At 64.4% G+C, this 24237-nt stretch carries 18 protein-coding genes and 1 riboswitch; of the genes, 11 read left to right on the top strand and 7 right to left on the bottom strand.

Annotated features, from left to right (window positions below; genetic code table 11):
* The first annotated feature begins 332 nt into the window (after positions 1-332).
* Positions 333-420: riboswitch (glycine riboswitch) on the top strand.
* 189 nt (positions 421-609) lie between these two features.
* From gcvT to lpdA, 5 genes are all read left to right on the top strand, one after another.
* Positions 610-1689 carry a glycine cleavage system aminomethyltransferase GcvT gene (gcvT, locus tag KQI12_RS01760; RefSeq protein WP_216570185.1) on the top strand — a complete coding sequence of 360 codons (1080 nt, stop codon included), beginning with the start codon at positions 610-612 and terminating at the stop codon, positions 1687-1689.
* Positions 1690-1764: 75 nt separating this feature from the next.
* Complete coding sequence (gene gcvH, locus KQI12_RS01755) at positions 1765-2145, top strand: glycine cleavage system protein GcvH (protein ID WP_216570184.1); 381 nt, start codon at positions 1765-1767, stop codon at positions 2143-2145.
* A 4-nt stretch (positions 2146-2149) separates the two neighbouring features.
* Positions 2150-3466 (top strand): aminomethyl-transferring glycine dehydrogenase subunit GcvPA, encoded by a 1317-nt coding sequence (gcvPA, locus tag KQI12_RS01750; RefSeq protein WP_216570183.1) that lies wholly within the window; start codon positions 2150-2152, stop codon positions 3464-3466.
* Complete coding sequence (gene gcvPB / locus KQI12_RS01745) at positions 3463-4911, top strand: aminomethyl-transferring glycine dehydrogenase subunit GcvPB (protein ID WP_216570181.1); 1449 nt, start codon at positions 3463-3465, stop codon at positions 4909-4911. The genes gcvPA and gcvPB overlap by 4 nt, the downstream gene beginning before the upstream one ends.
* Before the next feature lie 104 nt (positions 4912-5015).
* Entirely contained in the window at positions 5016-6398 is a 1383-nt protein-coding gene (gene lpdA / locus KQI12_RS01740) for a dihydrolipoyl dehydrogenase (protein WP_216570179.1), read from the top strand.
* Between the two features lie 75 nt (positions 6399-6473).
* Here lpdA and KQI12_RS01735 read toward each other — a convergent pair whose 3' ends face one another.
* The 4 genes from KQI12_RS01735 to KQI12_RS01720 are packed head-to-tail and all read right to left on the bottom strand — an operon-like array spanning position 6474 to position 10702.
* Entirely contained in the window at positions 6474-7100 is a 627-nt protein-coding gene (locus tag KQI12_RS01735) for a PHP domain-containing protein (protein ID WP_216570177.1), read from the bottom strand.
* Positions 7101-7160: 60 nt separating this feature from the next.
* On the bottom strand, positions 7161-7931 hold the full coding sequence (locus tag KQI12_RS01730; protein ID WP_216570176.1) for an ABC transporter ATP-binding protein: 771 nt from the start codon (positions 7929-7931) through the stop codon (positions 7161-7163).
* Positions 7921-9615 carry an iron ABC transporter permease gene (locus tag KQI12_RS01725; protein ID WP_253290765.1) on the bottom strand — a complete coding sequence of 565 codons (1695 nt, stop codon included), beginning with the start codon at positions 9613-9615 and terminating at the stop codon, positions 7921-7923. Before KQI12_RS01725 ends, KQI12_RS01730 begins: the two co-directional genes overlap by 11 nt.
* A complete protein-coding gene (locus KQI12_RS01720) occupies positions 9608-10702 on the bottom strand; it encodes an ABC transporter substrate-binding protein (protein ID WP_216570174.1) in 1095 nt (364 codons plus the stop codon). Before KQI12_RS01720 ends, KQI12_RS01725 begins: the two co-directional genes overlap by 8 nt.
* A gap of 339 nt (positions 10703-11041) precedes the next feature.
* Between KQI12_RS01720 and KQI12_RS01715 the strand changes: the two genes are divergently transcribed.
* A complete protein-coding gene (locus KQI12_RS01715; RefSeq protein WP_216570173.1) occupies positions 11042-11605 on the top strand; it encodes a nitroreductase family protein in 564 nt (187 codons plus the stop codon).
* Between the two features lie 123 nt (positions 11606-11728).
* On the opposite strand, the gene KQI12_RS01710 is transcribed toward KQI12_RS01715, so the two are convergent.
* Positions 11729-14614: a DNA translocase FtsK gene (locus tag KQI12_RS01710; protein WP_253290764.1), complete on the bottom strand. Its 2886-nt coding sequence runs from the start codon at positions 14612-14614 to the stop codon at positions 11729-11731.
* Between the two features lie 41 nt (positions 14615-14655).
* Positions 14656-15504: an undecaprenyl-diphosphate phosphatase gene (locus KQI12_RS01705; protein ID WP_253290763.1), complete on the bottom strand. Its 849-nt coding sequence runs from the start codon at positions 15502-15504 to the stop codon at positions 14656-14658.
* Between the two features lie 255 nt (positions 15505-15759).
* Here KQI12_RS01705 and KQI12_RS01700 point away from each other — a divergent pair, with 255 nt between their 5' ends.
* Positions 15760-18090 carry a polysaccharide pyruvyl transferase family protein gene (locus KQI12_RS01700; RefSeq protein ID WP_216570170.1) on the top strand — a complete coding sequence of 777 codons (2331 nt, stop codon included), beginning with the start codon at positions 15760-15762 and terminating at the stop codon, positions 18088-18090.
* A 117-nt stretch (positions 18091-18207) separates the two neighbouring features.
* On the top strand, positions 18208-19065 hold the full coding sequence (locus KQI12_RS01695) for a rhomboid family intramembrane serine protease (protein ID WP_253290762.1): 858 nt from the start codon (positions 18208-18210) through the stop codon (positions 19063-19065).
* A gap of 60 nt (positions 19066-19125) precedes the next feature.
* Here the strand turns inward: KQI12_RS01695 and KQI12_RS01690 are convergent, their stop codons facing one another.
* Positions 19126-20295, bottom strand: a complete 1170-nt coding sequence (locus KQI12_RS01690) for a nucleotidyltransferase family protein (RefSeq protein ID WP_216570169.1) — start codon at positions 20293-20295, stop codon at positions 19126-19128.
* Between the two features lie 165 nt (positions 20296-20460).
* Here KQI12_RS01690 and KQI12_RS01685 point away from each other — a divergent pair, with 165 nt between their 5' ends.
* From KQI12_RS01685 to KQI12_RS01675, 3 genes are all read left to right on the top strand, one after another.
* Positions 20461-21657, top strand: coding sequence for an acetate/propionate family kinase (locus tag KQI12_RS01685; protein ID WP_216570168.1), 1197 nt, complete (start codon positions 20461-20463; stop codon positions 21655-21657).
* A gap of 229 nt (positions 21658-21886) precedes the next feature.
* On the top strand, positions 21887-22597 hold the full coding sequence (deoD, locus tag KQI12_RS01680) for a purine-nucleoside phosphorylase (RefSeq protein ID WP_216570167.1): 711 nt from the start codon (positions 21887-21889) through the stop codon (positions 22595-22597).
* Between the two features lie 10 nt (positions 22598-22607).
* On the top strand, positions 22608-24233 hold the full coding sequence (locus tag KQI12_RS01675) for an NAD(P)/FAD-dependent oxidoreductase (RefSeq protein ID WP_216570166.1): 1626 nt from the start codon (positions 22608-22610) through the stop codon (positions 24231-24233).
* Positions 24234-24237: the final 4 nt, after the last annotated feature.

The raw sequence follows: 24237 nt of genomic DNA, 5'->3' as shown, positions 1-24237 counted from the left end.
CCACTGCCCCGGCAGATCCAGGAACCCCTGGAGCAGGGCCTGGAGTCGCGTCAAGATCAAAACAGCTCCACCTCCATCCGATGGACGATGACTCATCCAAGGATATCTGCCGTCTATCATACCACATCTCCGCCCCCTGCGCAAATGGCCGGAGGCCCCGCCGCCCATAGGCTGAACGGACCAGTCTTGCCGATCTGCCCAGATCGGCTTCAAGGTTTTCACATCAAGGCTAAAAAACCTGTTGACATTTCGGCGAAAAGTATTATACTGTTAAGTATGAAATAAGTCCCGATAGTTCAAGCAGTTTTTATAGATGAAGTCTATATAGTCGGATGACGCGGCCGAGAGAGCGTGTATAGCATACACCGCCGAAGGGGAAACACGAGAAAAGCTCTCAGGCAAAAGGATCGGCCGCTGACGAGGCTCTGGAAAGCAGGGATCTCTCCCTGCACCGACGAGGCAACCCCATCCCGGATGGGGGAAACTTTCAGGTCATGACAGAGGCGTATGGTGCCGCAGTGGCTCCATACGCCTTTTTCATGCATATCTTCGACCCCTGGTATGTTTTTCAAAATCTCAAGTATGACTTTTTATAGGAGGTCTTGAACCATGGAGAAGAAAACCCCTCTTTATGACTGTCACGTCGCCGCCGGCGGCAAGATCGTGCCCTTTGCCGGCTGGCTCCTGCCGGTCCAGTACAGCGGCGTGGTCGCCGAGCACATGGCGGTCCGTACGGCCTGCGGTCTGTTCGACGTGTCCCACATGGGCGAGCTGATCCTGCGCGGCAAGGACGCCCTGAAGAACCTCAACGAGTTGCTGACCAACGACTACACCGACCTGAAGGACGGCTATGCCCGCTACAGCCTGATGTGCTATGATGACGGCGGCGTGGTGGACGATCTGATCGTCTACAAGTGCTCCGATGAGGCCTATCTCATCGTGGTCAACGCGGCCAACTGCGAGAAGGACGCCAAGTGGATCGGCGAGCATCTCACCGGCGACTGCACCATGGAGAACATCTCCGATCAGGTGGCGCAGGTGGCCCTGCAGGGCCCCAAGGCCGAGGCCATCCTCTCCAAGCTCTCCAAGACCATCCCCTCCGGCAACTACACCTTCATCGCCAACGGCGATGTGGACGGCATCAAGGCCATCGTGTCCCGCACCGGCTACACCGGTGAGGACGGCTTCGAGATCTATTGCGCTTCCGCTGACGCGCCCGCTCTGTGGAACAAGCTGCTGGAGGCCGGCAAGGACGAGGGCCTGATCCCCTGCGGTCTGGGCGCCCGCGACACCCTGCGCCTGGAGGCCGGCATGCCTCTGTACGGCCATGAACTGTCCGCTGAGATCAACCCCTACGAGGCCGTCTTGGGCATCTTCGTCAAGATGGACAAGCCCAGCTTCATCGGCAAGGCCGCTCTGGAGAAGGCCCGTCCCGTCTCCCGCCGCAAGGTCGGCCTGAAGGTCACTGGCCGCGGTATCATCCGCGAGCACTGCGACGTGTACGACGGCGACAAGAAGATCGGCTTCGTCACCTCCGGCACTCACTGCCCCTACATCGGCGCCGCCGTGGGCGTGGCCATCGTCCCCGTGGAGTATAAGGAGCCCGGCACCAAGGTCCTGGTGGACGTCCGCGGCCGCAAGGTCGAGTGCGAGGTCACCAAGTCCTGCTTCTACAAGCGTGCTCAGTGATCCCTTTCGGACCACAGCATCGATATAGTCTTACCCAAAACGATAAAAATATTCGATATAAAGGAGATCATCATCATGAACATCCCTTCCGATCTGAAGTACGCTAAGTCTCACGAGTGGGTCCGCCAGGAGGGCGACTCCTATGTCATCGGCGTCACCGACTTCGCTCAGAACGAGCTGGGCGACATCGTGTTCGTCAACCTGCCCCAGGAGGGCGACTCCGTCTCCGTGGGCGATGCCTTCTCCGACGTCGAGTCCGTCAAGGCCGTGTCCGATGTCCTCTCCCCCGTGTCCGGCGTCGTCGAGGCCGTGAACGAGGAGCTGCTGGACGATCCCGCCAAGGTCAACAGCGATCCTTACGGCGCCTGGTTCATCAAGGTCAAGGACGTGTCCGAGACCGAGGAGCTGCTGGATGCCGCCGCTTACGAGGCTCACTGCGCCGCCGAGAAGGAGTGATCTGATGTCCAGTTATCTGTGCTCTACTCCGGAAGAGCGACAGGCGATGGTGGAGAGCCTGGGCTTGAAGTCCATGGACGATCTCTACGCGGACGTTCCCGCTGAGGTCATGATCCATGGTCCCCTGGACCTCCCCGCGCCCAAGTCCGAACTGGAGATCAGCCGGACCATGGAGTCCCTGGCGAAGCATAACACCCGCTTCCGCACCATCCTGCGGGGCGCCGGCGCCGAGCGCCATTATATTCCCTCCGCCGTGACCCAGATCTGCCGCAACGAGATCTTCGTCACCGCCTACACCCCCTATCAGGCCGAGGTCAGCCAGGGCATCCTCCAGTCCATCTTCGAGTATCAGACCATGATCTGCGAGCTGACTGGCATGGACGTGTCCAACGCCTCTGTCTATGACGGCGGCACCGCCGCCGCCGAGGCCACTGCCATGTGCAGGGACCGCAAGCGCTCCAAGGTGCTGGTCTCCGAGACCGTGCATCCCGACGCTCTGTCCGTCATCAAGACCTACTCCTTCGGTTCCAACACCGAGGTCATCGTGGTGCCCTCCAAGGACGGCGTCACCGATAAGGAGGCCCTGAAGTCCCTCCTGGCCGACGATTCCGCCTGCTTCTATGTCCAGCAGCCCAACTTCTACGGCCAACTGGAGGACTGCGACGAGCTGGGCGAGATCGTCCATGCCGCCGGTGCCAAGTACATCATCGGCTCCAACCCCGCCACTCTGGGCGTGCTGAAGAGCCAGCGCGAGTACGGCGCGGACATCGCCGTTGGCGAGGCCCAGCCTCTGGGCATGCCTCTGGCCTGGGGCGGTCCCTATCTGGGCTACATGGCCTGCACCACCGCGATGATGCGCAAGCTGCCCGGCCGCATCGTGGGCGAGACCACCGATGACAAGGGCGAGCGCGCCTTCGTCCTGACCATGCAGGCCCGTGAGCAGCACATCCGCCGCGAGAAGGCCAGCTCCAACATCTGCTCCAACCAGGCGCTGTGCGCCCTGACCGCCTCCGTCTATCTGGCGGAGATGGGCCCTGTGGGTCTGGCTGAGGTGGGCGACCAGTGCTATGCCAAGGCCCACTATCTGGCTTCCGAGCTGTGCAAGATCGACGGCATCGAGCTCGTCCATCCCGGCGAGTTCTTCCATGAGTTCGTCACCACGCTCCCTGAGGCCGACCGTGTCCTCTGCTTCCTGGAGCAGAAGGGCATTCTGGGCGGACTGCCCGTCAAGGAGGGCGTGCTGTGGTGCGTCACGGAGTACTGCACCAAGGCCGACCTGGACGAGGCTGTGGCCGTCATCAAGGAGGCGTACGGAAAATGAAAACGATCTTTGAGCTGAGTAAGCCCGGCCGCGGCAACAAGGTCCTGACCCCCTACAAGACCACTGTGGGTCTGGACCCCACTAAGGAAGTGCCCAAGGCTGACATCCCCGCCTCCTTCAAGCGTGCTTCCGCCCCCCGGCTCCCCGAGGTCAGCGAGAACGACCTCTCCCGTCACTACAACGCTCTGGCCCGCCGCTCCTTCGGTGTGTGCGACGGCTTCTATCCTCTGGGCTCCTGCACCATGAAGTACAACCCCAAGGTCAACGAGTCCATCGCCGCCCTGTCCGGCTTCACCGATATCCATCCCCTCCAGCCCAAGCACACCGTCTCCGGCTGTGAGACTGTGTACTCTCTGGCCCGGAAGTATCTGTGCGGCATCACCGGCATGGACGACATGACCTTCCAGCCCGCCGCCGGCGCCCATGGCGAGTTCACCGGCGTCCTGCTGATCAAGGCTTACCACGAGTCCCGCGGCGACCACGCTCGGAAGAAGATCATCGTCCCCGACTCCGCTCACGGCACCAACCCCGCCACCGCCGCCATGTGCGGTTTCGAGGTCTGCTCCATCACCTCCACTGCCGACGGCATGGTGGATCTGGACGCCCTCCGCGCGGTCGTTGGCCCTGACACCGCGGGCCTGATGCTGACCAACCCCAACACGGTCGGCAAGTTCGATAAGAACATCCTGGAGATCACGAAGATCGTCCACGACGCGGGCGGCCTGTGCTACTATGACGGCGCCAACCTGAATGCCGTCATGGGCGTGGCCCGTCCCGGTGACATGGGCTTCGATGTGTGCCACCTGAACCTGCACAAGACTTTCTCCACGCCGCACGGCGGCGGCGGCCCCGGCTCCGGCGCCGTTGGCTGCAAGGAGATCTTGAAGCCTTTCCTGCCCGCCTCCACGCTGGGTGAGGAGCCTTCCGCTCAGTCCATCGGCCAGGTGAAGATGTTCTACGGCAATTTCCTGGTGGTCCTACGCGCCGTTGCCTACCTGATGACTCTGGGCAACTCCGGCGTCCGTGAGGCCGCTCAGACCGCCGTCCTGAACGCCAACTACATGAAGAAGAAGATGGAAGAGGCCGGCTATATCGCCGCCTATCCCGGCATCTGCATGCATGAGTTCGTTCTGGATCTGGCGGAGCTCAAGAAGGAGACCGGCGTGTCCGCGCTGGACGTGGCCAAGAGCATGCTCGACCACGGCATCCATCCGCCTACGATGTACTTCCCCCTCATCGTCCACGAGGCGCTCATGTTCGAGCCCACCGAGACCGAGTCCCGCGAGACGCTGGACGAGGCCTGCGCCGTCATGGCTGAGATCCTCAAGACTGCCAAGGAGGACCCCGCCGCCTGCCACGCCGCGCCTCATCACACGGTCATCGGCCGTCCCGATGAGACCAAGGCTGCCCGTCATCCCGTGGTCCGCTACGAGTTCGGCGCCTAAGCTCGTCTCATCCTGAGACCGCGTCTATCCGACCGCAAAGCGGCGTCCGCTCCGGCGGACGCCGCTTTTTCTACGAACTTCGATTTTTCAGGAGGTCTATCATCATGGAATACGATCTGCTCGTCATCGGCGCCGGCCCCGGCGGCTTCGCCGCCGCGGTCAAGGCCGCCCAGCTCGGCAAGAAAGTGGCTATCTTCGAGTCCCGTGAGCCCGGCGGCACCTGCCTGAACCGCGGCTGTATCCCCACCAAGGCCCTCATGCACTCCTCCCAGCTCTATCAGGAGCTGAAGGAGGGCGTCCCCGGCGTGTCTCTGGGCAGCGTGGAGCCTGACTGGGCCGGTCTGGCCGCCCGCAAGACCCAGGTGGTAGAGACCCTGCGGGACGGTTATGCCTTCCTGTTCAAGGGCAATAAGATCGATCTGGTCGCTGAGAAGGCCGTCATCACCGGCCCCAACACCGTCAAGGCCGGCGGCCAGACCTATGAGGCCGCCAACATCCTGGTGGCCGCCGGTTCCATCCCCTCCCGTCCCCCGATCCCCGGTCTGGACCTGCCCGGTGTGGTGACCAGCGATGAGCTGCTGGACGACATCACCCCCCGCGACACCATGGTCATCATCGGCGGCGGCGTCATCGGCGTGGAGCTGGCCACTGTGTGGGCCGCCATGGGCACCCATATCATCATCGTGGAGGCTCTGGAGCGCATCCTGGCCAATCTGGACCGGGAGATCTCTCAGGCCGTCACTATGCAGCTGAAGAAGCAGGGCGTAGAGATCTACACCTCCGCCAAGGTCTCCAGCCTGACCAAAGACGGCGATCAGATCACCGTCCACTTCACCTATAAAGACGAGGAGAAGGCCGCTGTGGCCCCCACTGTCCTGGCCGCTATGGGCCGCCGCGCCAATACCGCCGGCCTGTTCGACGGCGTGGAGGTGGAGCTTGACCGCGGCATGATCGTGGTCGATGAGAAATATCAGAGCTCCATCCCCTCCATCCTGGCCATCGGCGATGTGATCGGCGGCATCCAACTGGCCCACAAGGCCGAGGCCGAGGGCACCCGCGCCGTGGAGATGCTCTACGGCCACGACGCTGAGCGGGCCTGCGCTCCCATCCCCTCCTGTGTGTACACCAGCCCCGAGATCGCGCAGACCGGCTTGACCGCCGACGAGTGCAAGGCTCAGGGCATCCCCACTCTGGTGGGCAAGTACGTCATGGGCGGCAACGGCCGTACCGTCATCGAGGGCGGCGGACGCACCTTCATGAAGGTGGTGTTCCATGCCGACACCCATGTCCTGCTGGGCGCCCAGCTCCTCTGCCACCGGGCCACCGACATCATCAGCGAGCTGAACACCGCTGTGACGCTGGGCCTGACGGCCGAGCAGCTCCTCTCCCCGGTCCGTCCTCATCCTACCTTCGTGGAAGGCCTGACCGAGGCCGTCGAGGCCGCGTTCGGCCGGAGCCTCCACTCCGCTCCCGCCCGCAAGCGCTAAAAACGCCCCCCAAAAAAAGCGAACGAGTCCCGCATGGCTCACTGCCGTGCGGGACTCTTGTTTCATCCAGATGTCTCAGAAGGTCTCCACCACATCGTAGGCAGAGCCGTTCCAGATGGCGGGCTTAGTGGTACAGCTATGGAGCTGGGCCAGGAAGTCGGTCAAGTCATCCACCCGCTCTGGGAGCCATGTGACATACTTGGCCACGTTCTCCGGCACATGGGCGTCGCTGGCGCCGATGGCCTGGAGCCCCAGCTCCCGGCAGTACCGCAGAGCGGTCCGGTTGGCCTCCAGATCCGTACTCCCGTTGAGGACCTCCACACCGTGGAGCCCCTTCACCTTCCGCAGGTGTTCCTCCAGCCCCCTCTTGTTGTTCCGGAACGGATGGCAGGACACGCAGAAGCCCCCCGCGGCGTTCACCTGGTCGATGAACGGCTGGGCGTCGATCCGGTGGTCCGGGAAGTTCTCGATGCCCCATGCGGTGATGTCCCCCTGGAGGGAGAAGAACTCCACTCCCACGAAGATGGGGAAGCCCACCTTCCGGCTGTACTCCGCCGCATAGTCCCGCAGGCCCATGCTGTCGTGGTCTGTGATGCACACCGCGTCCAGCCCTCTGGCCCGGGCGATCGTGACGATCTCCTCCAGGCTGAGGAAGCTGTCGGAGGAACAGGTCTTTTCGTGCAGATGCATATCTACCAGCATATCGAAGCGCCTCCTGATATCGTTTCAGCGATGACTTTTTCGGACTGTGCTATCCTCTTCTCATTCCGCTCCGCCGTCCCGGATGACCTTCAGGAGCCGGCCATCCGGCTCCCAGATCAGATCCTTCACGCCCAGGAAGCGGGCCACGAAGGCATCGGCGGGATGATGATAGATCTCCATGGGCCGGTCGTATTGGATCAGCCGTCCCTCCCTCATGATGGCCATGTGGTCGGACAGGATCATGGCCTCCTCCTGATCGTGGGTGACGAACACCATAGTCATGTCCAGATCCCGCTGGAGCGTTTTCAGCTCCCGGCGCATCTTCACCCGCAGGGCCGCGTCCAGATTGGAGAACGGCTCATCCAGCAGGCAGAGCTTGGGCTCCACGATCAGGGCCCGGGCCAGGGCCACCCGCTGCTGCTCTCCGCCGCTGATCTCATGGATCCGGGCGGCGGCGTAGTCCTTCAGGCCCACCATCTCCAGATAGCGCAGCCCCTTCTTCCGGGCCTCTGCCCTGGGACAGCCCTGGAACTTCAGCCCATAGGTCACGTTCTGGAGCACCGTCATGTGGGGAAAAAGGCCGTAGGACTGGAACACAGTGGTCACAGGCCGCCGCTCCGGCGGCAGGTCGGTGATGTCCTCCCCGTCCAGCAGGATCTGCCCTCCGTCCGGCCGGAGGAACCCGCCGATCATGTTCAGAGTGGTGGTCTTGCCGCACCCGGAGGAGCCCAGGATGCACAGCAGTTCGCCCCGTTCCAGACCGAAGGAGAGGTCCTTGACCACCTCCCGGTCCTCGAAACGCTTGTTCAGATGGGATAGCTCAAGATACACGGCGTGCCGCCCCCTTCCAACTGATCAGGAACACCAGGCCCTCCACCGCCAGGACGATCACCGTGATGGCGCTGGCGATCAGCGAGGCCAGGGCATAGTCCCCAGTATATACCGCGTCGAACAGCTTGAACACCGCCAGCTGTCTGCCCGGGTCGATCAGGAAGATGATGGACCCGGCGGTGGTCATGCTGCTGGAGAAATTGTACACGAAGCAGCTCAGGAACGCCGGCCGAAGGCCCGGCAGGATCACGTCTCGCACCACGGCCATCTGGCCGCCGCCCAAGTCCCGGGCCGCCTTCTCCAGATAGACCGGCACCTGCGTCAGGGAGGCCGAGCAGATCTTGGTGGAGGTGGGGAGCTGCTTGAACATCATGTTGGCCATCACGATCAGCGCCGTCCCCGTCAGCTTCAGGGGGGCATGGTTGAAAGCCAGGATATAGCCGATGCCGAAGCAGGTGCCCGGCAGCATATAGGGTAGGGTCACCAGGCAGTCGAACAGGCTCCGCCCGGGCACCCGCCGCCGCTCCATGTAATAGGCGAAGAGCATGGCGAACAGGGTGCCGCCCAGAGAGACGATCAGAGAGTAGATGACGCTCCGGACCATGGTGGAGCCACTGATCGTCCACAGCTGATGCCAGTACTTCAGTGTGAAGGAATAGACGCCCTTGGTGCTCTTCAGGAAGCCGGAGAGGAAGATGCATCCGTACTGGAGCGTCATCATCACGAAGAAGAGCAGGCTCATGGCCACGGCCAGCCAGCCCAGAGGGCCGCACCGGAACAGCGGCAGGGACAGGCTCTCCTGCTTCCCTCTGGCCCCCTCGGTGAGCCGGTCGGACCGACGCATGAGCGCCCGGTACAGGAAGAAGAAGGCGATGGACGGCACCAGCAGGAACATGTTCATGGCCGAGGACTTCTCCAGATCAGAGTAGCCCACCACCTGGAGATAGATCTCCGCCGCCAGCGTGGTGGAACGGCCGCCGATGATCACCGGCGTGCCGAAATCCGCCAAGGACCGGACGAAGGACAGCAGGAGGCACACCAGGATGCCTGGCCGCATCAGGGGGAGCACTACGTCCCGGAGGATGGCTCCCGGACGGGCGCCCAGGTCCCGCGCCGCCCGGAGGCTCCCGCCGTCCAGCTTGCTGAGGATGCCGATCAGGAACAGGGCGTTCATGGGCACGAAGGAGAGCGCCTGCATCCAGATGACGCCCCAGCTGTTATAGGGGTCCCAGCTCAGGCCCAGTAGGCGGTAGGTGATCCACCCGCGCCGTCCGTATAGCTGGATATAGGCCAGCGAGGAGACGAAGGGCGGCGACACCATACACACCAGCAGGACCGCCATGCACAGTCCCTTCATCCATCCCCGCCGGGTGGACAGAAACACCGCCGCCGACACGGAGAACAGGGTGCAGAGCAGAGCGGACACTATGCCGATGAACAAGCTGTTGCGCAGGGCGCTCTGGTATTTGGTCCACACCTGGACATAGGAGGACAGAGTGAAGCCGTCCCCGCCGGAGAGGTGCAGACTGCGCAGCAGGATGCAGGTCATGGGCCACAGGACGAAGAGGCATACGCTCCCAAGCAGGAAGAGGAGCACCAGCTTGTCCACGCCTTCACCGATGCGAAAAAGGGCCTCCTTGGAGGAGACCCTTTTCCCTCTGCTTTGGAAAGCAGGCTTATTCATCGGCCACATTGGCCTTGTCGCCCATCAGGGTCTCGAACTTGGCCAGGATGTCCTCGCGCTGAGCGCCGAACTGGGACAGGTCCTCCTTCATCAGGATGGAGGGGTCATAGCTCAGCTCCACGCCCTCCAGGCTGGGCTTGATCAGCTTGGAGCCGTCCTTCTGCTCCAGCTCGGCCAGCGTACGGAGGTGGTCGTCATTGCTGAACAGCCACTCCACGAAGTACTTGGCGGCGTCCACGTTGTCCGCGTTCTTGAACACGGCCACTCCCTCGGGGACCCAGGGGATGCCGTCGGTGGGGTACACGATGGAGACGTCGTTCTCCTCGGTGAGGGCCTCGATGCTCCGGTCGATGTAGGTGATGCCGATGGCAAACTCATCGGAAGTCACCTTGTTCTTGGGGTCGGAACCACGCTTGCCATAGTAGGCGATATTGTCGTTCAGAGCGGTGAAGTAGTTCCAGCCCTCCTCGTCGCCCAGGCTCTGGAGCAGGGCGTTGACCACGGCGTAGTTGGTGCCGGACACGGCGGGGTTGGACATGACGATCTCACCGGCGTACTGGCTGTCGGTCAGGTCCGCCCAGCTGGTGGGATCGGTGAGGCCCAGATCCTTCATCAGGCCGTTGTTCAGCAGGAAGCCCACGATGGTGATGCCCTTGGAGTACCAGTAGCCGTCAGCGTCCCGATAGGTGGGATCCAGGTCCTCGGCCGCGTCGAACTGCACCTGCTCCAGCAGGCCGTCGTCCTTGGCGCTCATGAAGGCATCGATGCCGCCGCCGAACCACAGGTCCGCGGAGGGAGTGCCGCCCTCGGCGCGGAGCTTGGAGAGCACCTCGCCGGAGGACATGGAGATGTACTCCACGTCCACGCCGGTGTCGGCGGTGAACTGCTCGAACAGGGGGCCGTAGATGTCGCCGGTGGCGACGACCTTCATGGTGCCGGAGAGCTCAGGAGCGGCCGCCTGAGAGGCGGTGGGCTCGACGGCGGTGCTGGCGGAGGGGGCGGGGGTGGAGCTGGAGCCGCCGCCGCAGGCGGTCAGGCTGGCGCCCATGGCCAGAGCGAGAGACAGGGCCAGGATATTTCGCTTCATTCGTGTCTGTCCTTCCTTATTTCATGATAGTTTTGGCCCGCAGGGATCGGTCTTCCGCCCTCGGGCCGACCCATTATATCATAGTCCCGCCCCATCTCCAACGGCCCCGGTACTTTATTCAAAGATATGATATTGCAGGAAAAATGCCATGTCATTTTCGATATAATGACGTTATCCCGTCATATGATCGTCCGTCTGGCGCAGACACTTTTCTCAAAAAGCGCTTGACTTGGACCATGGTCCAAGTCGTATAATACGAACATACCCAAAGGTCATGGCACTGGGATCCAGCCCCGCGTCTGTTTGCCCTGACCATGAACATCGAAAGGAACGATCGTAATGGACGTCATCTCTGCCATTTCCACCCGCCGCAGTGTCCGGAGCTACACGGACCAGCCCGTCTCCCCCGAGACCATGGACCAGCTCCTCCGTCTGGGCACCATGGCTGCCACCGGAAACAACACGCAGCCCTGGGGCTTCGTGGTCATCCAGGACAAGGACGAGATCGAGCGGCTGAACCAGGTCATCAAGGCCGACCTGCTGGCCCATCTGGAGGACTATCCCCACCTCCAGCAGTATCAGAAGGGGCTGGAGGACCCTAATTTCAGCGTGCTCAACCACGCCTCTTCCCTCGTGATCGTCTACGGCGACACCGCTGCCCACTATCATGTCTATGACTGCACTCTGGCCGCCTCCAACATCATGATGGCCGCCCGGAGCATGGGCATCGAGAGCTGCTGGATCGGCTTCGCGGAGTACTACTTCGCCTCCGACGCCTTCAAGAAGGAGTACGGCGTGCCCGACTCCTATGAGCTGGTGTCCACCCTGACCCTGGGCTATCCCACCAAGCCCGTGACGGCAGCCCCTGACCGCCGTCCCCCGGTGATCTTCCACCGGAGCTGAGGTCTTCCCTGCATACAGAAAGGTCCCGGAGCGTTCCGATCGCTCCGGGACCTTTTTCCATGCGGTCCAGTCGTCCATATCGAAGGGGGCGGACGACGATCATCCAGCCCATGGACCAGCTGATCAACAGTCGTCCATATCGAAGGGGGGCGGGCCCTGCTCGATGGCGTCCCGCTCGAACTCCAGCTCTTCCGGGACCGGCTCGTCGGCCAGGGGAGGCGCGCCGGCGGGCATGTTCTGCCGGTATTTCATCTCTTGCCACTGGGCCTTGGAGATCAGCACCTGCCGGGGCTTGGAGCCCTCGAAGGGACCGACCACGCCCTTCTCCTCCATCTGGTCCACCAGACGGGCGGCCCGGGAGTAGCCCAGCTTCAGCCGCCGCTGGAGCATGGAGACGGAGGCCATGCCGGACTCCACCACCACCTCGATGGCGTTGGGCAGGAGCTCGTCGTACTCCTCACTGTCGCTGTCGTCCGGCATATCGGCGCCGCCGCTGTTCTTGCCGCTCTTGTCCTTGGCGGCCGCGTTCTGTTCGATCTGGTGGAGGACCTCCTCGTCGTAGTCGGCGGTGCCGCTGCGCTTGACGAACTCCACCACCCGGGCCACCTCCTCGTCCGAGATGAAGCAGCCCTGGATCCGCTGGGGCTTGCCGGAGCCCAGTGGGAAGTAGAGCATATCGCCCCGGCCCACCAGCTTCTCCGCGCCGGTGTTGTCCAGGATGATGCGGGAGTCCAGAGAGGACTGCACCGCGAAGGCGATCCGGCTGGGGATGTTGGCCTTCATCAGGCCGGTGATCACGTCGGCGGAGGGCCGCTGGGTGGCGATGATCAGGTGCATCCCGGCGGCGCGGCCCATCTGGGCCACCCGGCAGATGGACTCTTCCACCTCTTTCGCCGCCACCAGCATCAGGTCGGCCAGCTCGTCGATGACCACCACCACCGAGGGCATCTTCTTCATGCCCTCGGTCCGCTCAGCCAGGGCGTTGTAGGACTTCAGGTCCCGCGTGCCCACCTCGGAGAAGGCCTTGTAGCGCTTCATCATCTCCACCACGGCCCACTGGAGAGCTCCGGCCGCCTTCTTGGGGTCGGTGACCACGGGGATCAGCAGATGGGGGATGCCGTTGTAGATGCCCAGCTCCACCATCTTGGGGTCCACCATGATCAGCCGGACCTCCTCCGGAGTGGCCTTGTACAGCAGGGAGACGATCAGGGAGTTGGTACACACGGACTTGCCGGAACCGGTGGTGCCGGCGATCAGCAGGTGGGGCAGCTTACCGATGTTGCAGACCACACAGCGGTTGCTGATGTCCTTGCCCACGGCGAAGGAGACCTTGGAGGGACTCTCCCGGAACTCTCTGGAGTCGATCACGTCCCGGATGCCCACCGGGGCCACCAGCTTGTTGGGCACCTCGATGCCCACCATGGACTTCTTGTCCGGGATGGCGGCGATCCGGACACCGGTGGCGCCCAGTGCCAGCGCGATATCGTCGGTCAGGTTGGTGAGCTTGTTCATGCGCACGCCCTGGGCCAGTTCCAGCTCATACCGGGTGACGGAGGGCCCCCGGACCGCGTCCACGATGGTGGCGTCGATGCCGAAGGACTGGATCGTGGAGGCCAGCTCCATCTGGTTGGACCGCAGTTCCCCGGCCACGTCTCCGGCGGATATGCCGCTGCTCTGATCCAGCAGGTCGATGGGAGGGTACTGGTACTGCTCCCCTTCGTTCCCGGCGGCCATGCCCTGCTCGATGGCCTGACTCATCTCGGCCGCGGCCCGGGCCTGCTCCTCCGCCCTAGCGGCCTTGGACTGGGGCTGGCCCACAGCGGGCTCCCGCTGGATCTCCGGCACCGGCGGCATGGGGGGCATGGAGGGACGGACCGGCTCCGGCTCCTCCGGCGGGAAGGGCTCCGGTCCCGCCAGATCCTCCGGCTCGGGGGCTGGATGGGGCTCCTCCCGGACGGACGGTTCCGGCGCGGCACGGAACAGGCCGAAGGGAGGCTTGGGCTCCTCCGTGGCCGGAGCGGCGTGCTCCTCCTCCGGCTCCACGACGGGCTCGGACGGACGGACGGGCGGCTCCTGGACCGCCTTCTCCGGCTCTGGGACGGTGACCGGCTCCGGCTTGCTCATGCCGGGCACCGTGTGCTCCGAGGGCTCGGCACGGCCCTCGCCGGTGAGGATCTGGTCCGGAGTGGGCACCGAGGGCTTCTTGTTGAAGAATTTGCCCTTCCGCTGGAAGATGGGATCGTTGGGCGGCTCCTTCCCCACCAGCGGGCCGTCATCCACAGGGATGTCGATGTCCGAGGTCCGGCCGCGCTCCCGACGGGCATGGGCCTGCTCTCTGCTCCGGCGGGGCGGGAGCTCCTCCTCTTCATATTCCGGACGGTCCCGGAGATAGTCCGCGATGTCGGCGGGGGTCACATGGAGGGCCCCCATCCCAAGCGCGGCCCCGCCGATCACGAACACCACGCAGGCCCCCGCTTTGCTGAACACGGTCTGGAGGGCCATGGCGATCAGGCCGCTGAGCGCGCCGCCGCACTGGACGGCCTCGCCCTGGGCCCACAGGTCCTTCAGAAGGGAGGCGTTCCAGGCGAAGGGGCCCTTGGCCAAAAACAGGTGCAGGAGCGCGCCGAACAGCACGGGCAGGAGCAGGACACACCACACCCGCAGACGGACCGGGCGCCCCCGATGGAAGGCCAGGATCCCGCTGGCCCCCAGCAGGGCCGGAGGCAGGAGATAATAGCCGTAGCCGATCAGGCCCTTGGCCAGCTTCCCGAAAAAGTCGATGAACAGGGCCTGGACATGGAAATAGCCCAGGGCCGCGAACACGGCCAGCAGCAGGCAGACGAGGGCCCCCACCTCCCGCCGGAAGGGCCGGGGGGCCGGGGCGGACGGCTTCTTCCGGCTCCCTCCTCCCCCGGAGCGGGTCCGGCTGGTCCCGGAGGACGCGGTCCGCTTCCCGCTGGAGGAGGCGGACCGTTTCCCGCCGGAGGTCTTTTTCGGTGCAGTGGCCATGGAGTCCATTCCTTTCTAGATCGTTTTAGGTCGTGTGCCGGTCACTTGCTGAACAGGGGCACGATGATCCCGGCGATGAGGGAGCCGAGGCCCACCACCCAGCAGTAATAGGCGAACATGCCGAATTTGCCCTTGTCGGAGAGCAGGGACACCAGCCGGATGGACAGATAGCCCACTACGGCGGCCACCGCCACGCCGATCAGATAGACGGGCAGTACCTTGGGGTCGATGCCCTGAGCCACGGCGTCGCCGATCTCCAGCACGTTGGCGCCCAGCACGGCGGGCAGGCTCATGAGGAAGGAGAAGCGCACCGCGAACTTCCGGTCGAAGCCCCGGAACAGGCCGGCGGAGATCGTGATGCCGGACCGGGAGATGCCCGGGATCGTGCCCACGGCCTGAGCCGCGCCCACGACCAGGGCGTCCACCACGGTGGCGGTCTTGGCATTCTTATGTCCCTTGGCCATCCGGTCGGAGAAGTACAGCAGACAGCCGGTGATCAGCAGGGCGACCGATACGGTCATGTTGGTGGAGAGGGTCGCCTCCATCCACTTCTTCACCGGCACGACCACGAACAGGGGCAGGGTCGCCACGATGATGAGGACGATCATCCGGCGGGCGGGCGTGGGCCGTCCGGCCTCCTTCCCGTCCCGATGGATCAGGGCGGCGATCCACTGGAAGAACTCCCGGATCATCTCCCATATGTCCTTGCGGTAGTAGATGCACACCGACACCAGGGTGCCCAGGTGCAGCAGGACGTTGAAGAGCATGGAATCCGTGTCCTTGAACGCGAAAAAGGTCTGGAAGAGCACCAGATGCCCGGAGCTGGAGATCGGCAGGAACTCCGCCACGCCCTGGATGATGCCCAAGAGGATGCTGTACAGGATGTTCAATCTTCTTCCCTCCATATGTATCGAGTGATATGGGATCTGAACGGCATGCCCCTCTGTATGGGCATACGAGGATAGTATATCACATCTTCCGGTCGTGTACCATATTTTTTCTCTTGACCGCCCCGGCGCCGGTCTTGAAGCCCCTGCTCCGATCATGGTATACTGGAGGGACCATCCGACTGCCGGCATCCGGGATCTGCCCATCCGGCCGTCCCGCTGTCTGCGGAGAACGTTCTTGGGAGTGACATGTCCATCATGAAAACCGGTCTCATCACCTTCCACTTCGCCCACCACTATGGGGCACAGCTTCAGGCCTACGCCACCATGCGGGCCATCCAGGGGCTGGGGCACGAGTGCGAGATCATTGACTTCCGTCTGCCCCACACCACCCGGACCAATGAGCTGTTCAAAAAGTCCCGCTCGGTCCGGGCCATGGCCTCCGACGCCCACACCGCCCTGCACTATCCCGCCTTCAAGGCCCGCTATGACCGGTTCAACGCCTTCGTGGCGGAGCAGATGGTCCTGAGTCCCAGGCAGTACACCTCCTTCCGGCAGCTGAAGGAGGATCCCCCCGCCTATGACGTCTATGTGGCGGGCAGCGATCAGATCTGGAACCCCAATATCTTCGCCGACAAGCAGTTCGAGCCCGCCTTCCTGCTGGACTTCGTGAGGCAGGGCCGGAAGATCGCCTACGCCCCCAGCCTTGGTACCCCTGTGCTCCCGCCGCCCTATGACGCGCAGTTCAAGGGCTATCTGGCCTCCTTCGACGCCCTGTCCGCCCGGGAGAAGCGGGGGCAGGTGCTGATCCGGGAGGTCGCCGGCCGGGACGCCCGGGTGGTGCTGGACCCCACCCTCCTGCTGACCGCCGAACAGTGGGGCGAGCTGGCTCTCCCCCCTAAGGAGCAGGGCCCCTATATCCTCTGCTACTTCGTCTCCGACCCAGGCGAGGTGGCTCCCTACGCACAGGCCCTGTCTGAGCGCACCGGCTGGCCCATCGTCCAGCTGGCCGGCGCGCGCCGGAAGATCCCCGGCGCGAAGGAACTGGTGTTCGACGCCGGTCCCCGGGAGTTCCTGGGCCTGTTCCAACACGCCGCCTGCGTATGTACCAACTCCTTCCACGGCTCGGTGTTCTCCCTCCAGTTCGACCGTCCCTTCTTCACCTCCATGTCCCCCAAGGAGCGGGCCGACCCCACCTGGTCCCGGATCTACAGCCTCCTCTCCCGGCTGGGCTGTGCCGACCGGATCGTGGGGCTGGACTCCACCGCCCCGGTGGACGCCCCCATGGACTACGCCGCCATCCACGCGAGGCTGGCCGAGGCACGGTCCGACTCTCTGGCCTATCTCAAGGCCGCCGTGGAAGGCTCTGCTCTCCCCCCGGAGCGGCCGGAGGAGGTCCCGGAGGCGGGCAGGAAGCGTCCGGTCCTCTGCGCCTCCTCCCTCTGCACTGGCTGTACCGCCTGCGCCTCCATCTGTCCCACCGGGGCCATCTCCATGGTCCCCGACCATGAGGGCTTCCTGCGACCCGCCGTGTCCGACGCCTGCGTCCTCTGCCATAAGTGTGAGCAGACCTGCCCCATCCTCCACCCCCGCCCGGCAGGTCCGGCGCCGGAGCGGGTCCACGCCGTCTGGAACGCCGATGAGGACGAACGGCTCCGCTCCTCCTCCGGAGGCTTCTTCTCCCTGCTGGCCCACTGGACACTGGAGCAGGGCGGCGCGGTGTTCGGCACCGTGCTGGACGAGACCATGACCGCCCGCCACGTCTGCGCCCGCACAGAGGCGGAGCTGGCCCCCATGCGGGGCTCCAAGTATGTCCAGAGCGACCTGGGCAGCTCCTTCCGGCAGGCCAGAGACCTGCTGGAGCAGGGCGTGCCGGTCCTCTTCTCCGGCGTGCCCTGCCAGATCGACGGTCTGCGGCGGTATCTGGGGAAGGACTATGACGGACTGGTCACCTGCGATCTGGTGTGCCATGGCGTGCCCTCCCCGGCGGTGTTCCGGGCGTATCTGGACCGTCTGGAGGAGACCCACGGCGGCGCCCAGGTCACCGGCGTCCGCTTCAAGGACAAATCCCACGGCTGGTCCCACCCCTATTTCACTGCCTCCTTCGCCGACGGCTCAGTCTATACGGAGGACTTCAACCACACCGGCTACGGCCGGGGCTTCGGGATGCAGCTCTTCCTGCGGCCCTCCTGTCCCCAATGCCGGTATACGAACACCAGCCGCCCCGCTGACTTCACACTGGCGGACTACTGGGGCCTGGACCCCAAGCTCTCTCTCCCGGTCGATCGGGACAAGGGCATCTCTATGGTCCTGGTGGACTCTCCCAAGGGCGAGGCACTGTTCCAGAAGCTCGCTCCCCGCTTCGGTCAGGTAGAGCGCCCTCTGGCCGAGGCTGTGGCCGGGAACCCCCGTCTGGCTTCCCCCCTGAAGGCCAATGCCAAGCGGAACGCCTTCTTCGCCTCTTTCCGGGCCCGGCCCTTCGCCGAGACCGAGAAGGACTTCCTCTCTCTGCCGCCCCTCCCCTACCGGATGGCGGCCAAGGCGCTCACGCCCCGGATGAAGCAGATGATCCGCAAAGTCCTGAAATGATCCGTTCAAATGTTTCCCACAAAAAATTCACAGATCGTTCGGTTTTTCATCCCGTTTCTGTGATAGGATAGAGGGCACAGAGATCCATTACATCCGATATTTTAGGAGGTCATCCATTTGCGCTCGATCGACACTTGGCTGGACCGCTTCTGCATGAAGCACCCCCGGCTCGGCATCCCTGACCTGATGACCATCATCGTGGCGGGGAACGTCCTGGTCTACCTGCTGGATATGTTCAGCAGAGGCCTGTCTCTCTCCTCCCTGCTGGCTTTCGTGCCCGCCTATGTCCTGCGGGGACAGGTCTGGCGGCTGGTCACCTTCGTGTTCGTCCCCTCTAACAACGGCATCTTCCTCCTGCTGGAGCTGTACTTCTACTGGTTCATCGGCTCCTCGCTGGAACGGGAGTGGGGCACCACGAAATTCACCGTGTTCTACGGCCTTGGCCTGATCCTGAACGTGGTGGTAGGCATGGTCCTGGGGCTCCTGTCCGGCGGCCTCACGCTCGTGACTATGCAGTATGTGAATTTGTCTCTCTTCTTCGCCTTCGCCACTCTGTATCCGGATCTGCAGGTCCTGCTGTTCTACATCATCCCCATCAAGGTGAAGTGGCTGGCCTGGTTCGACGCGGCCCTCTTCGCCTGGGGCGTGCTGAGCAGTCTCCTGTCCTTGGACCTGGTGGGCGCCCTCCTGCCGCTGGTCGCGATCCTGAACTACTTTCTCTTTTTCTGGTCGGACATCACCGACCTGCTGAAGCGGAACCGCCGTCAGGTCCAGTATCAGCGCTCCGCCCAGACCGTCAACTTCCGCAAGGCCGCCCGGGAGGCCCAGCAGAAGAAGGGTCATATCCACAAGTGCGCCGTCTGCGGCAAGACCGACACCGACTATCCCGACATGGAGTTCCGCTACTGCTCCAAGTGCAACGGCTACTACTGCTATTGTCAGGACCATATCAATGACCACGTCCACATCCAGTGAGCTTCGCTCCTCAGAAACGCGGCCCGCCCCTGTCTCTTCCAACAGGGGCGGGCCGTTCTTTCATGGCAGGACCACCGGACCGCGTCTCAGCTCCTCCCCGCAGGGGGGCAGGTCGGGCAGACACAGGCCAAAGCGGTCGGTACAGCGCTCCTCCAGCGCGAACAGGGCCTGTGCCTCCGGGGACAAGTCCCGGATATGGGCGGGCTTGGTGAGGATGGGCAGGGAGGCCCGGCGCTTCATCTCCCCCAGCAGGGCCCGGCCCCGGCCGTTGAAGGCCAGCGGACGCAGATAGAGGGGGACTTCCGGCCGGTCCGCCGCCCGGAGCCCCAAAAAGGCCCAGACCAGCAGACGCCGGAGGCGCGCATGGGCATAGCGCCGGGTCTTGGCCAGCATCAGGAACTCCTCCGGCGAGCGGGCCGTCCGTCCACACCGGACCAGCCGTTCCGGCAGCCCCTCCGCCGCTCCGCTGTCCGGCAGGGCCGCCCAGTCCGCCACGCTCATGGTCCGCACCCGGTCCATCAGCACCGGGGCACAGCGTCCCCAGTCGCTGACCGGTCCGGTCCATGGCTCGGTGAGATAGGGGGCCGCCCGGTCCGGCTCCCCCGCCCGGAGGCAGTCCCGCAGGTGGGACGCCGAGGCGAAGCCCGCCGCAGGGCCTTCGCCATGGGCCGCGCCTCTCCGCGGGACCGTCCGGACGGTCCATCCCGCCGGGACGGCCCGCAGGTACTCGATCCCCAGACTGTCATTGGGCCGGGACAGAGGCTCCGCCCCCGCAGGGCCCAGGAGCTCCTCCAGCGCCGCCTGCCGGGCTGCCGGGAAGGACTGTCCCGTCCGGACCTGCCGCTGGAGGGCCTCCCGGAAGGCCCTCCCCTCCAATGCGTCCGCCGCCCGGCGGAGGGGCTCCAGCTCCCCGGTCTCACTGCCGAAGGAGAGGCTGTCCACCACTCCGGAGCCAGCCAGGATGCTAATGGCTCCCCGGGCGAAGGGCTCCGCTGAGGCACAGGCCCACACGGTGGGGAGCTCCAGCACCAGATCCGCTCCGCCCCGGACGGCCCGGGCCGCCCGGCTCCATTTGTCCGTGGAGGCCGGCCCGCCCCGCTGGACCCAGTTCCCGCTCATGACGCAGACCACCGGTCCGTCTCCGTCCAAAGACTGGCGAGTCTGGTGGATATGCCACGCATGGCCGGTGTGGAACGGATCATATTCAGCAACGATCCCAATGACGGACATGGCCCGCCCTCCTCTCGAAAAAAATCCTGCACAGAACGGTCCTCCGCTCTTGTCCTTTCCCGAAAAATAGGCTAAAATAGGGTACGATGTACTTATTCTACAATACCTTCCTGTCCGGCCGCAAGGGCGGACCACACTAAAATGAACAAAGGAGAGTCATGTGTCATGAAGGTTCTTGTCATCAACGCGGGGAGCTCCTCCCTGAAGTATCAGCTGCTGGATCCCAGCACCGAGGAGGTCCTGGCTCAGGGTCTGTGTGAGCGCATCGGCATCGACGGCCGCCTGACCCATAAGATCCCGGCCACCGGCGCCAAGCACGTCTTCGAGATCCCCATGCCCACCCATGCCGAGGCCATCCAGGCCGTCCTGGACGCCCTGACCAGCCCCGACCACGGCGTCATCAAGAGCATGAGCGAGATCGAGGCCGTGGGCCACCGCGTGGTGCATGGCGGCGAGAAGTTCGCCTCCTCCGTCAAGATCGACGACGCTGTGATGGCCGCTCTGGAGGAGTGCATCCCCCTGGCCCCCCTGCACAACCCCGCCAACATCACCGGCATCAAGGCCTGCGAGAAGGTCATGCCCGGCGTGCCCATGGTCGCCGTGTTCGACACCGCCTTCCATCAGACCATGCCCGCCAAGAGCTATATCTACGCTCTGCCCTACGAGTACTATGAGAACGACAAGGTCCGCCGCTACGGCTTCCACGGCACCTCTCACAAGTATGTGGCCGGCCGCGCCGCCGCCATGCTGGGCAAGCCCATCGAGGAGCTCAAGCTGATCTCCTGCCATCTGGGCAACGGCTCCTCCATCACCGCCATCGACGGCGGCAAGTCCGTGGACACCACCATGGGCTTCACTCCTCTGGCCGGCGTGCCCATGGGCACCCGCTCCGGCGATCTGGACGCTGGCATCCTGGAGTACCTGATGAACAAGTACAAGATGGACATCAACGAGATGCTGACCATCCTGAACAAGAAGTCCGGCGTGCAGGGCATCTCCGGCGTGTCCTCCGACTTCCGCGATCTGGAAGAGGCCGCTGAGAAGGGCAACGAGCGCGCCAAGCTGGCTCTGGAGGCCTTCCAGTACAGCGTGCGCAAGTATGTGGGCGCGTATGCCGCCGCTATGGGCGGCGTGGACGCCATCATCTTCACCGCCGGCGTGGGCGAGAACGATATGGGCACCCGTATGGCCATCGCCTCCGGTCTGGAGTTCATGGGCGTGAAGATGGACGTCGAGGCCAACCAGGTCCGCGGCAAGGAGACCGTGATCTCCGCCGCCGATTCCAAGGTGAAGGTCCTGCTGATCCCCACCAACGAGGAGCTCATGATCGCCCGTGACACCGCCGAGATCGTCGGCAAGTAAGCGAGCGCTCCCGACCGTATGAACGGATCAAAATGCCCCCGCCAGACGGCGGGGGCATTTTCCGGTCTACGGACCGATCCCAGGCTCTTTCGTCTCTCCTATCTCATCAGGATCCTCTGCCCTTGTCGATCGTCCGTCAACTCCCCTCTTGCGGCTTTCGGCCGGACCGATTACAATAGACTCGAACACGATACGACTCCGAATGACCATCGAAGGAGGAACTTCCATCATGTCTACTCCCCATATCGAAGCAGAGAACGGCGCTTACGCCAAGACCGTCCTCATGCCCGGCGACCCGCTCCGGGCCAAATTCATCGCCAAGACCTTCCTCACCGATGCCGTGCAGGTCAACGGCGTCCGGGGGATGCTGGGCTTCACCGGCAAATACAAGGGCGTCCCCGTCTCCGTCCAGGGCAGCGGCATGGGCTGCCCCTCCATGGGCATCTACTCCTATGAGCTCTTCCAGTTCTACGGGGTGGAGAACATCCTGCGGATCGGCACCACCGGTTCCATCCGGGCCGACCTGCATCTGGGCGATCTGGTCATGGCCGCCGGCGCCTGTACCTCCTCCAACTACGCCGCCCAGTACCATCTGCCCGGCACCTTCGCCCCCATCGCCTCCTTCCCCCTGCTCAAGACCGCCGAGGCCATCGCCTCTGCCCGGGAGGGCCTCCACTGCGTGGTGGGCAACGTCCTCTCCGCCGACGTGTTCTATGACGATGTGTCCCCGGTGGATGACTGGAAGAAGATGGGCGTCCTGGCCATCGAGATGGAGTCCAACGCCCTCTACTGCAATGCCGCCCGGCTGGGGAAGAATGCTCTTGGGATGTTCACCGTCTCCGACGAGCTCCTCACCGGCGTCCATGCCACTCCGGAACAGCGGCAGACCTCCTTCACCGCCATGATGGAGGTGGCGCTGGACACCGCCGCCGCCCTCTAAGGAGCGCATCATGCTTCAGATCGACAACATCTCCCTGCCGGTGGGCAGTGATGAGGAGCAGCTCCGCCGCCGGGCCGCCAAGCTCCTGGGGGTCCCCTATCGGGACATCGGCGTCCTCCGGCTGGTCCGCCAGTCCATCGACGCCCGGAAGAAGAACGACGTGCATCTGGTCTGCACAGTCCAGGTCTCTGTGGAGAAGGAGGACAAAGTCCTCTCCCGGTGCTCCGGCGGCCGGATCCGCAAGGTGGAGCGGAAGCCCTACCGCTTCCCCGCCGTCCTGCGGTCCTCGGACCGAAAGCCGGTGGTGGTGGGCATGGGCCCCGCCGGGCTCTTCGCCGCTCTCTATCTGGCCCGGGCCGGGATCCCCTGCGTGGTCCTGGAGCGGGGCCGCCCTGTGGAGGAACGGGCCCAGGATGTGGAACAGTTCTGGCAGACCGGTCAGCTCTCCCAGAGCTCCAATGTGCAGTTCGGCGAGGGCGGCGCCGGAACCTTCTCCGACGGCAAGCTGACCACCGGCACCCACGATCCCCGGATCGGCACCGTGCTGGACACGCTGGTGGGGGCCGGCGCGCCCGCCGACGTGGCCTGGAGCCACAAGCCCCACATCGGCACCGACGTCCTCCGGGAGGTGGTCCGGGACCTCCGGCTGGAACTGATCCGGCTGGGCTGTGACGTGCGCTTCGAGAGCCAGCTCACCGGCATCCGGCAGACCGACGGCCAGATCGCGGGCGTCACGGTCATGACCGAGACTGGCCCTTATGACCTGCCCTGCGACACCGTCATCCTGGCCCCCGGCCATTCCGCCCGGGACACCTTCACCCTCCTTCAGGATCTTGGTCTGCCCATGGAGCGGAAGAGCTTCGCCATCGGCGTGCGCATCGAGCACCGGCAGGCGGATATCAGCGCCGCCCAGTTCGGAGACTACTGGAAGGACCTGCCTCCGGCGGACTACAAGCTCTCCTGCCACCTGCCCTCGGGCCGGTCGGCCTACACCTTCTGTGTCTGTCCCGGCGGACAGGTGGTAGCTGCCGCCTCCGACTACGGGCAGGTGGTCACCAACGGCATGAGCTGTCGGGCCCGGGACGGGGAGAACATCAACGGCGGTTTCCTCGTAGGGGTCAGCCCTGAGGACTTCCCTGGCAGCGATCCTCTGGCCGGCGTCCGCTTCCAGGAGGCTTGGGAACACGCCGCCTGGGCGGTAGGCACCGGCGGTCTGGAGCCGGGCCAGCCCGGTCCCGCCGCCTTCCACGCCCCCGCCCAGACCGTAGGGGACTTCCTGGCCGGGCGGCCCTCTCAAGGCCCCGGTAGAGTGGCGCCCACCTACCGCCCCGGCGTCACCTGGACCGACCTGCGCCGCTGTCTCCCCGGCTATGTGGCCGATACCCTGCGGGACGCCCTCCCCCTTTTCGACCGGAAGGTGAAGGGCTTCGCCGCCCCCGACGCGGTCCTCACCGGCGTAGAGACCCGCTCCTCCTCCCCGGTGCGGATCCTCCGCGGGGAGGACTTCCAGTCCACCGGCCTGCGGGGTCTCTATCCCTGCGGCGAGGGCGCCGGATATGCCGGCGGCATCGTCTCCGCCGCCGTAGACGGTGTGCGGATCGCCGAGGCCGTGGCGATGGCACAGCAGAAAGGATGACCGT

The organism is Pseudoflavonifractor sp. MSJ-37, assembly GCF_018917965.1.
Lineage (GTDB): Bacteria > Bacillota > Clostridia > Oscillospirales > Oscillospiraceae > Pseudoflavonifractor_A.
This window is presented reverse-complemented; position numbering and strand designations above follow the sequence as displayed.

Coding starts and splice junctions, on each gene's coding strand:
- KQI12_RS01735 (WP_216570177.1), bottom strand. CDS start 7,100: ATGCTGGTAGATATGCATCTGCACGAAAAGACCTGTTCCTCCGACAGC.
- KQI12_RS01725 (WP_253290765.1), bottom strand. CDS start 9,615: ATGAATAAGCCTGCTTTCCAAAGCAGAGGGAAAAGGGTCTCCTCCAAG.
- KQI12_RS01700 (WP_216570170.1), top strand. CDS start 15,760: ATGAAAACCGGTCTCATCACCTTCCACTTCGCCCACCACTATGGGGCA.
- KQI12_RS01675 (WP_216570166.1), top strand. CDS start 22,608: ATGCTTCAGATCGACAACATCTCCCTGCCGGTGGGCAGTGATGAGGAG.
- gcvPA (WP_216570183.1), top strand. CDS start 2,150: ATGTCCAGTTATCTGTGCTCTACTCCGGAAGAGCGACAGGCGATGGTG.
- deoD (WP_216570167.1), top strand. CDS start 21,887: ATGTCTACTCCCCATATCGAAGCAGAGAACGGCGCTTACGCCAAGACC.
- gcvH (WP_216570184.1), top strand. CDS start 1,765: ATGAACATCCCTTCCGATCTGAAGTACGCTAAGTCTCACGAGTGGGTC.
- KQI12_RS01690 (WP_216570169.1), bottom strand. CDS start 20,295: ATGTCCGTCATTGGGATCGTTGCTGAATATGATCCGTTCCACACCGGC.
- KQI12_RS01685 (WP_216570168.1), top strand. CDS start 20,461: ATGAAGGTTCTTGTCATCAACGCGGGGAGCTCCTCCCTGAAGTATCAG.
- gcvT (WP_216570185.1), top strand. CDS start 610: ATGGAGAAGAAAACCCCTCTTTATGACTGTCACGTCGCCGCCGGCGGC.
- lpdA (WP_216570179.1), top strand. CDS start 5,016: ATGGAATACGATCTGCTCGTCATCGGCGCCGGCCCCGGCGGCTTCGCC.
- KQI12_RS01710 (WP_253290764.1), bottom strand. CDS start 14,614: ATGGCCACTGCACCGAAAAAGACCTCCGGCGGGAAACGGTCCGCCTCC.
- gcvPB (WP_216570181.1), top strand. CDS start 3,463: ATGAAAACGATCTTTGAGCTGAGTAAGCCCGGCCGCGGCAACAAGGTC.
- KQI12_RS01720 (WP_216570174.1), bottom strand. CDS start 10,702: ATGAAGCGAAATATCCTGGCCCTGTCTCTCGCTCTGGCCATGGGCGCC.
- KQI12_RS01715 (WP_216570173.1), top strand. CDS start 11,042: ATGGACGTCATCTCTGCCATTTCCACCCGCCGCAGTGTCCGGAGCTAC.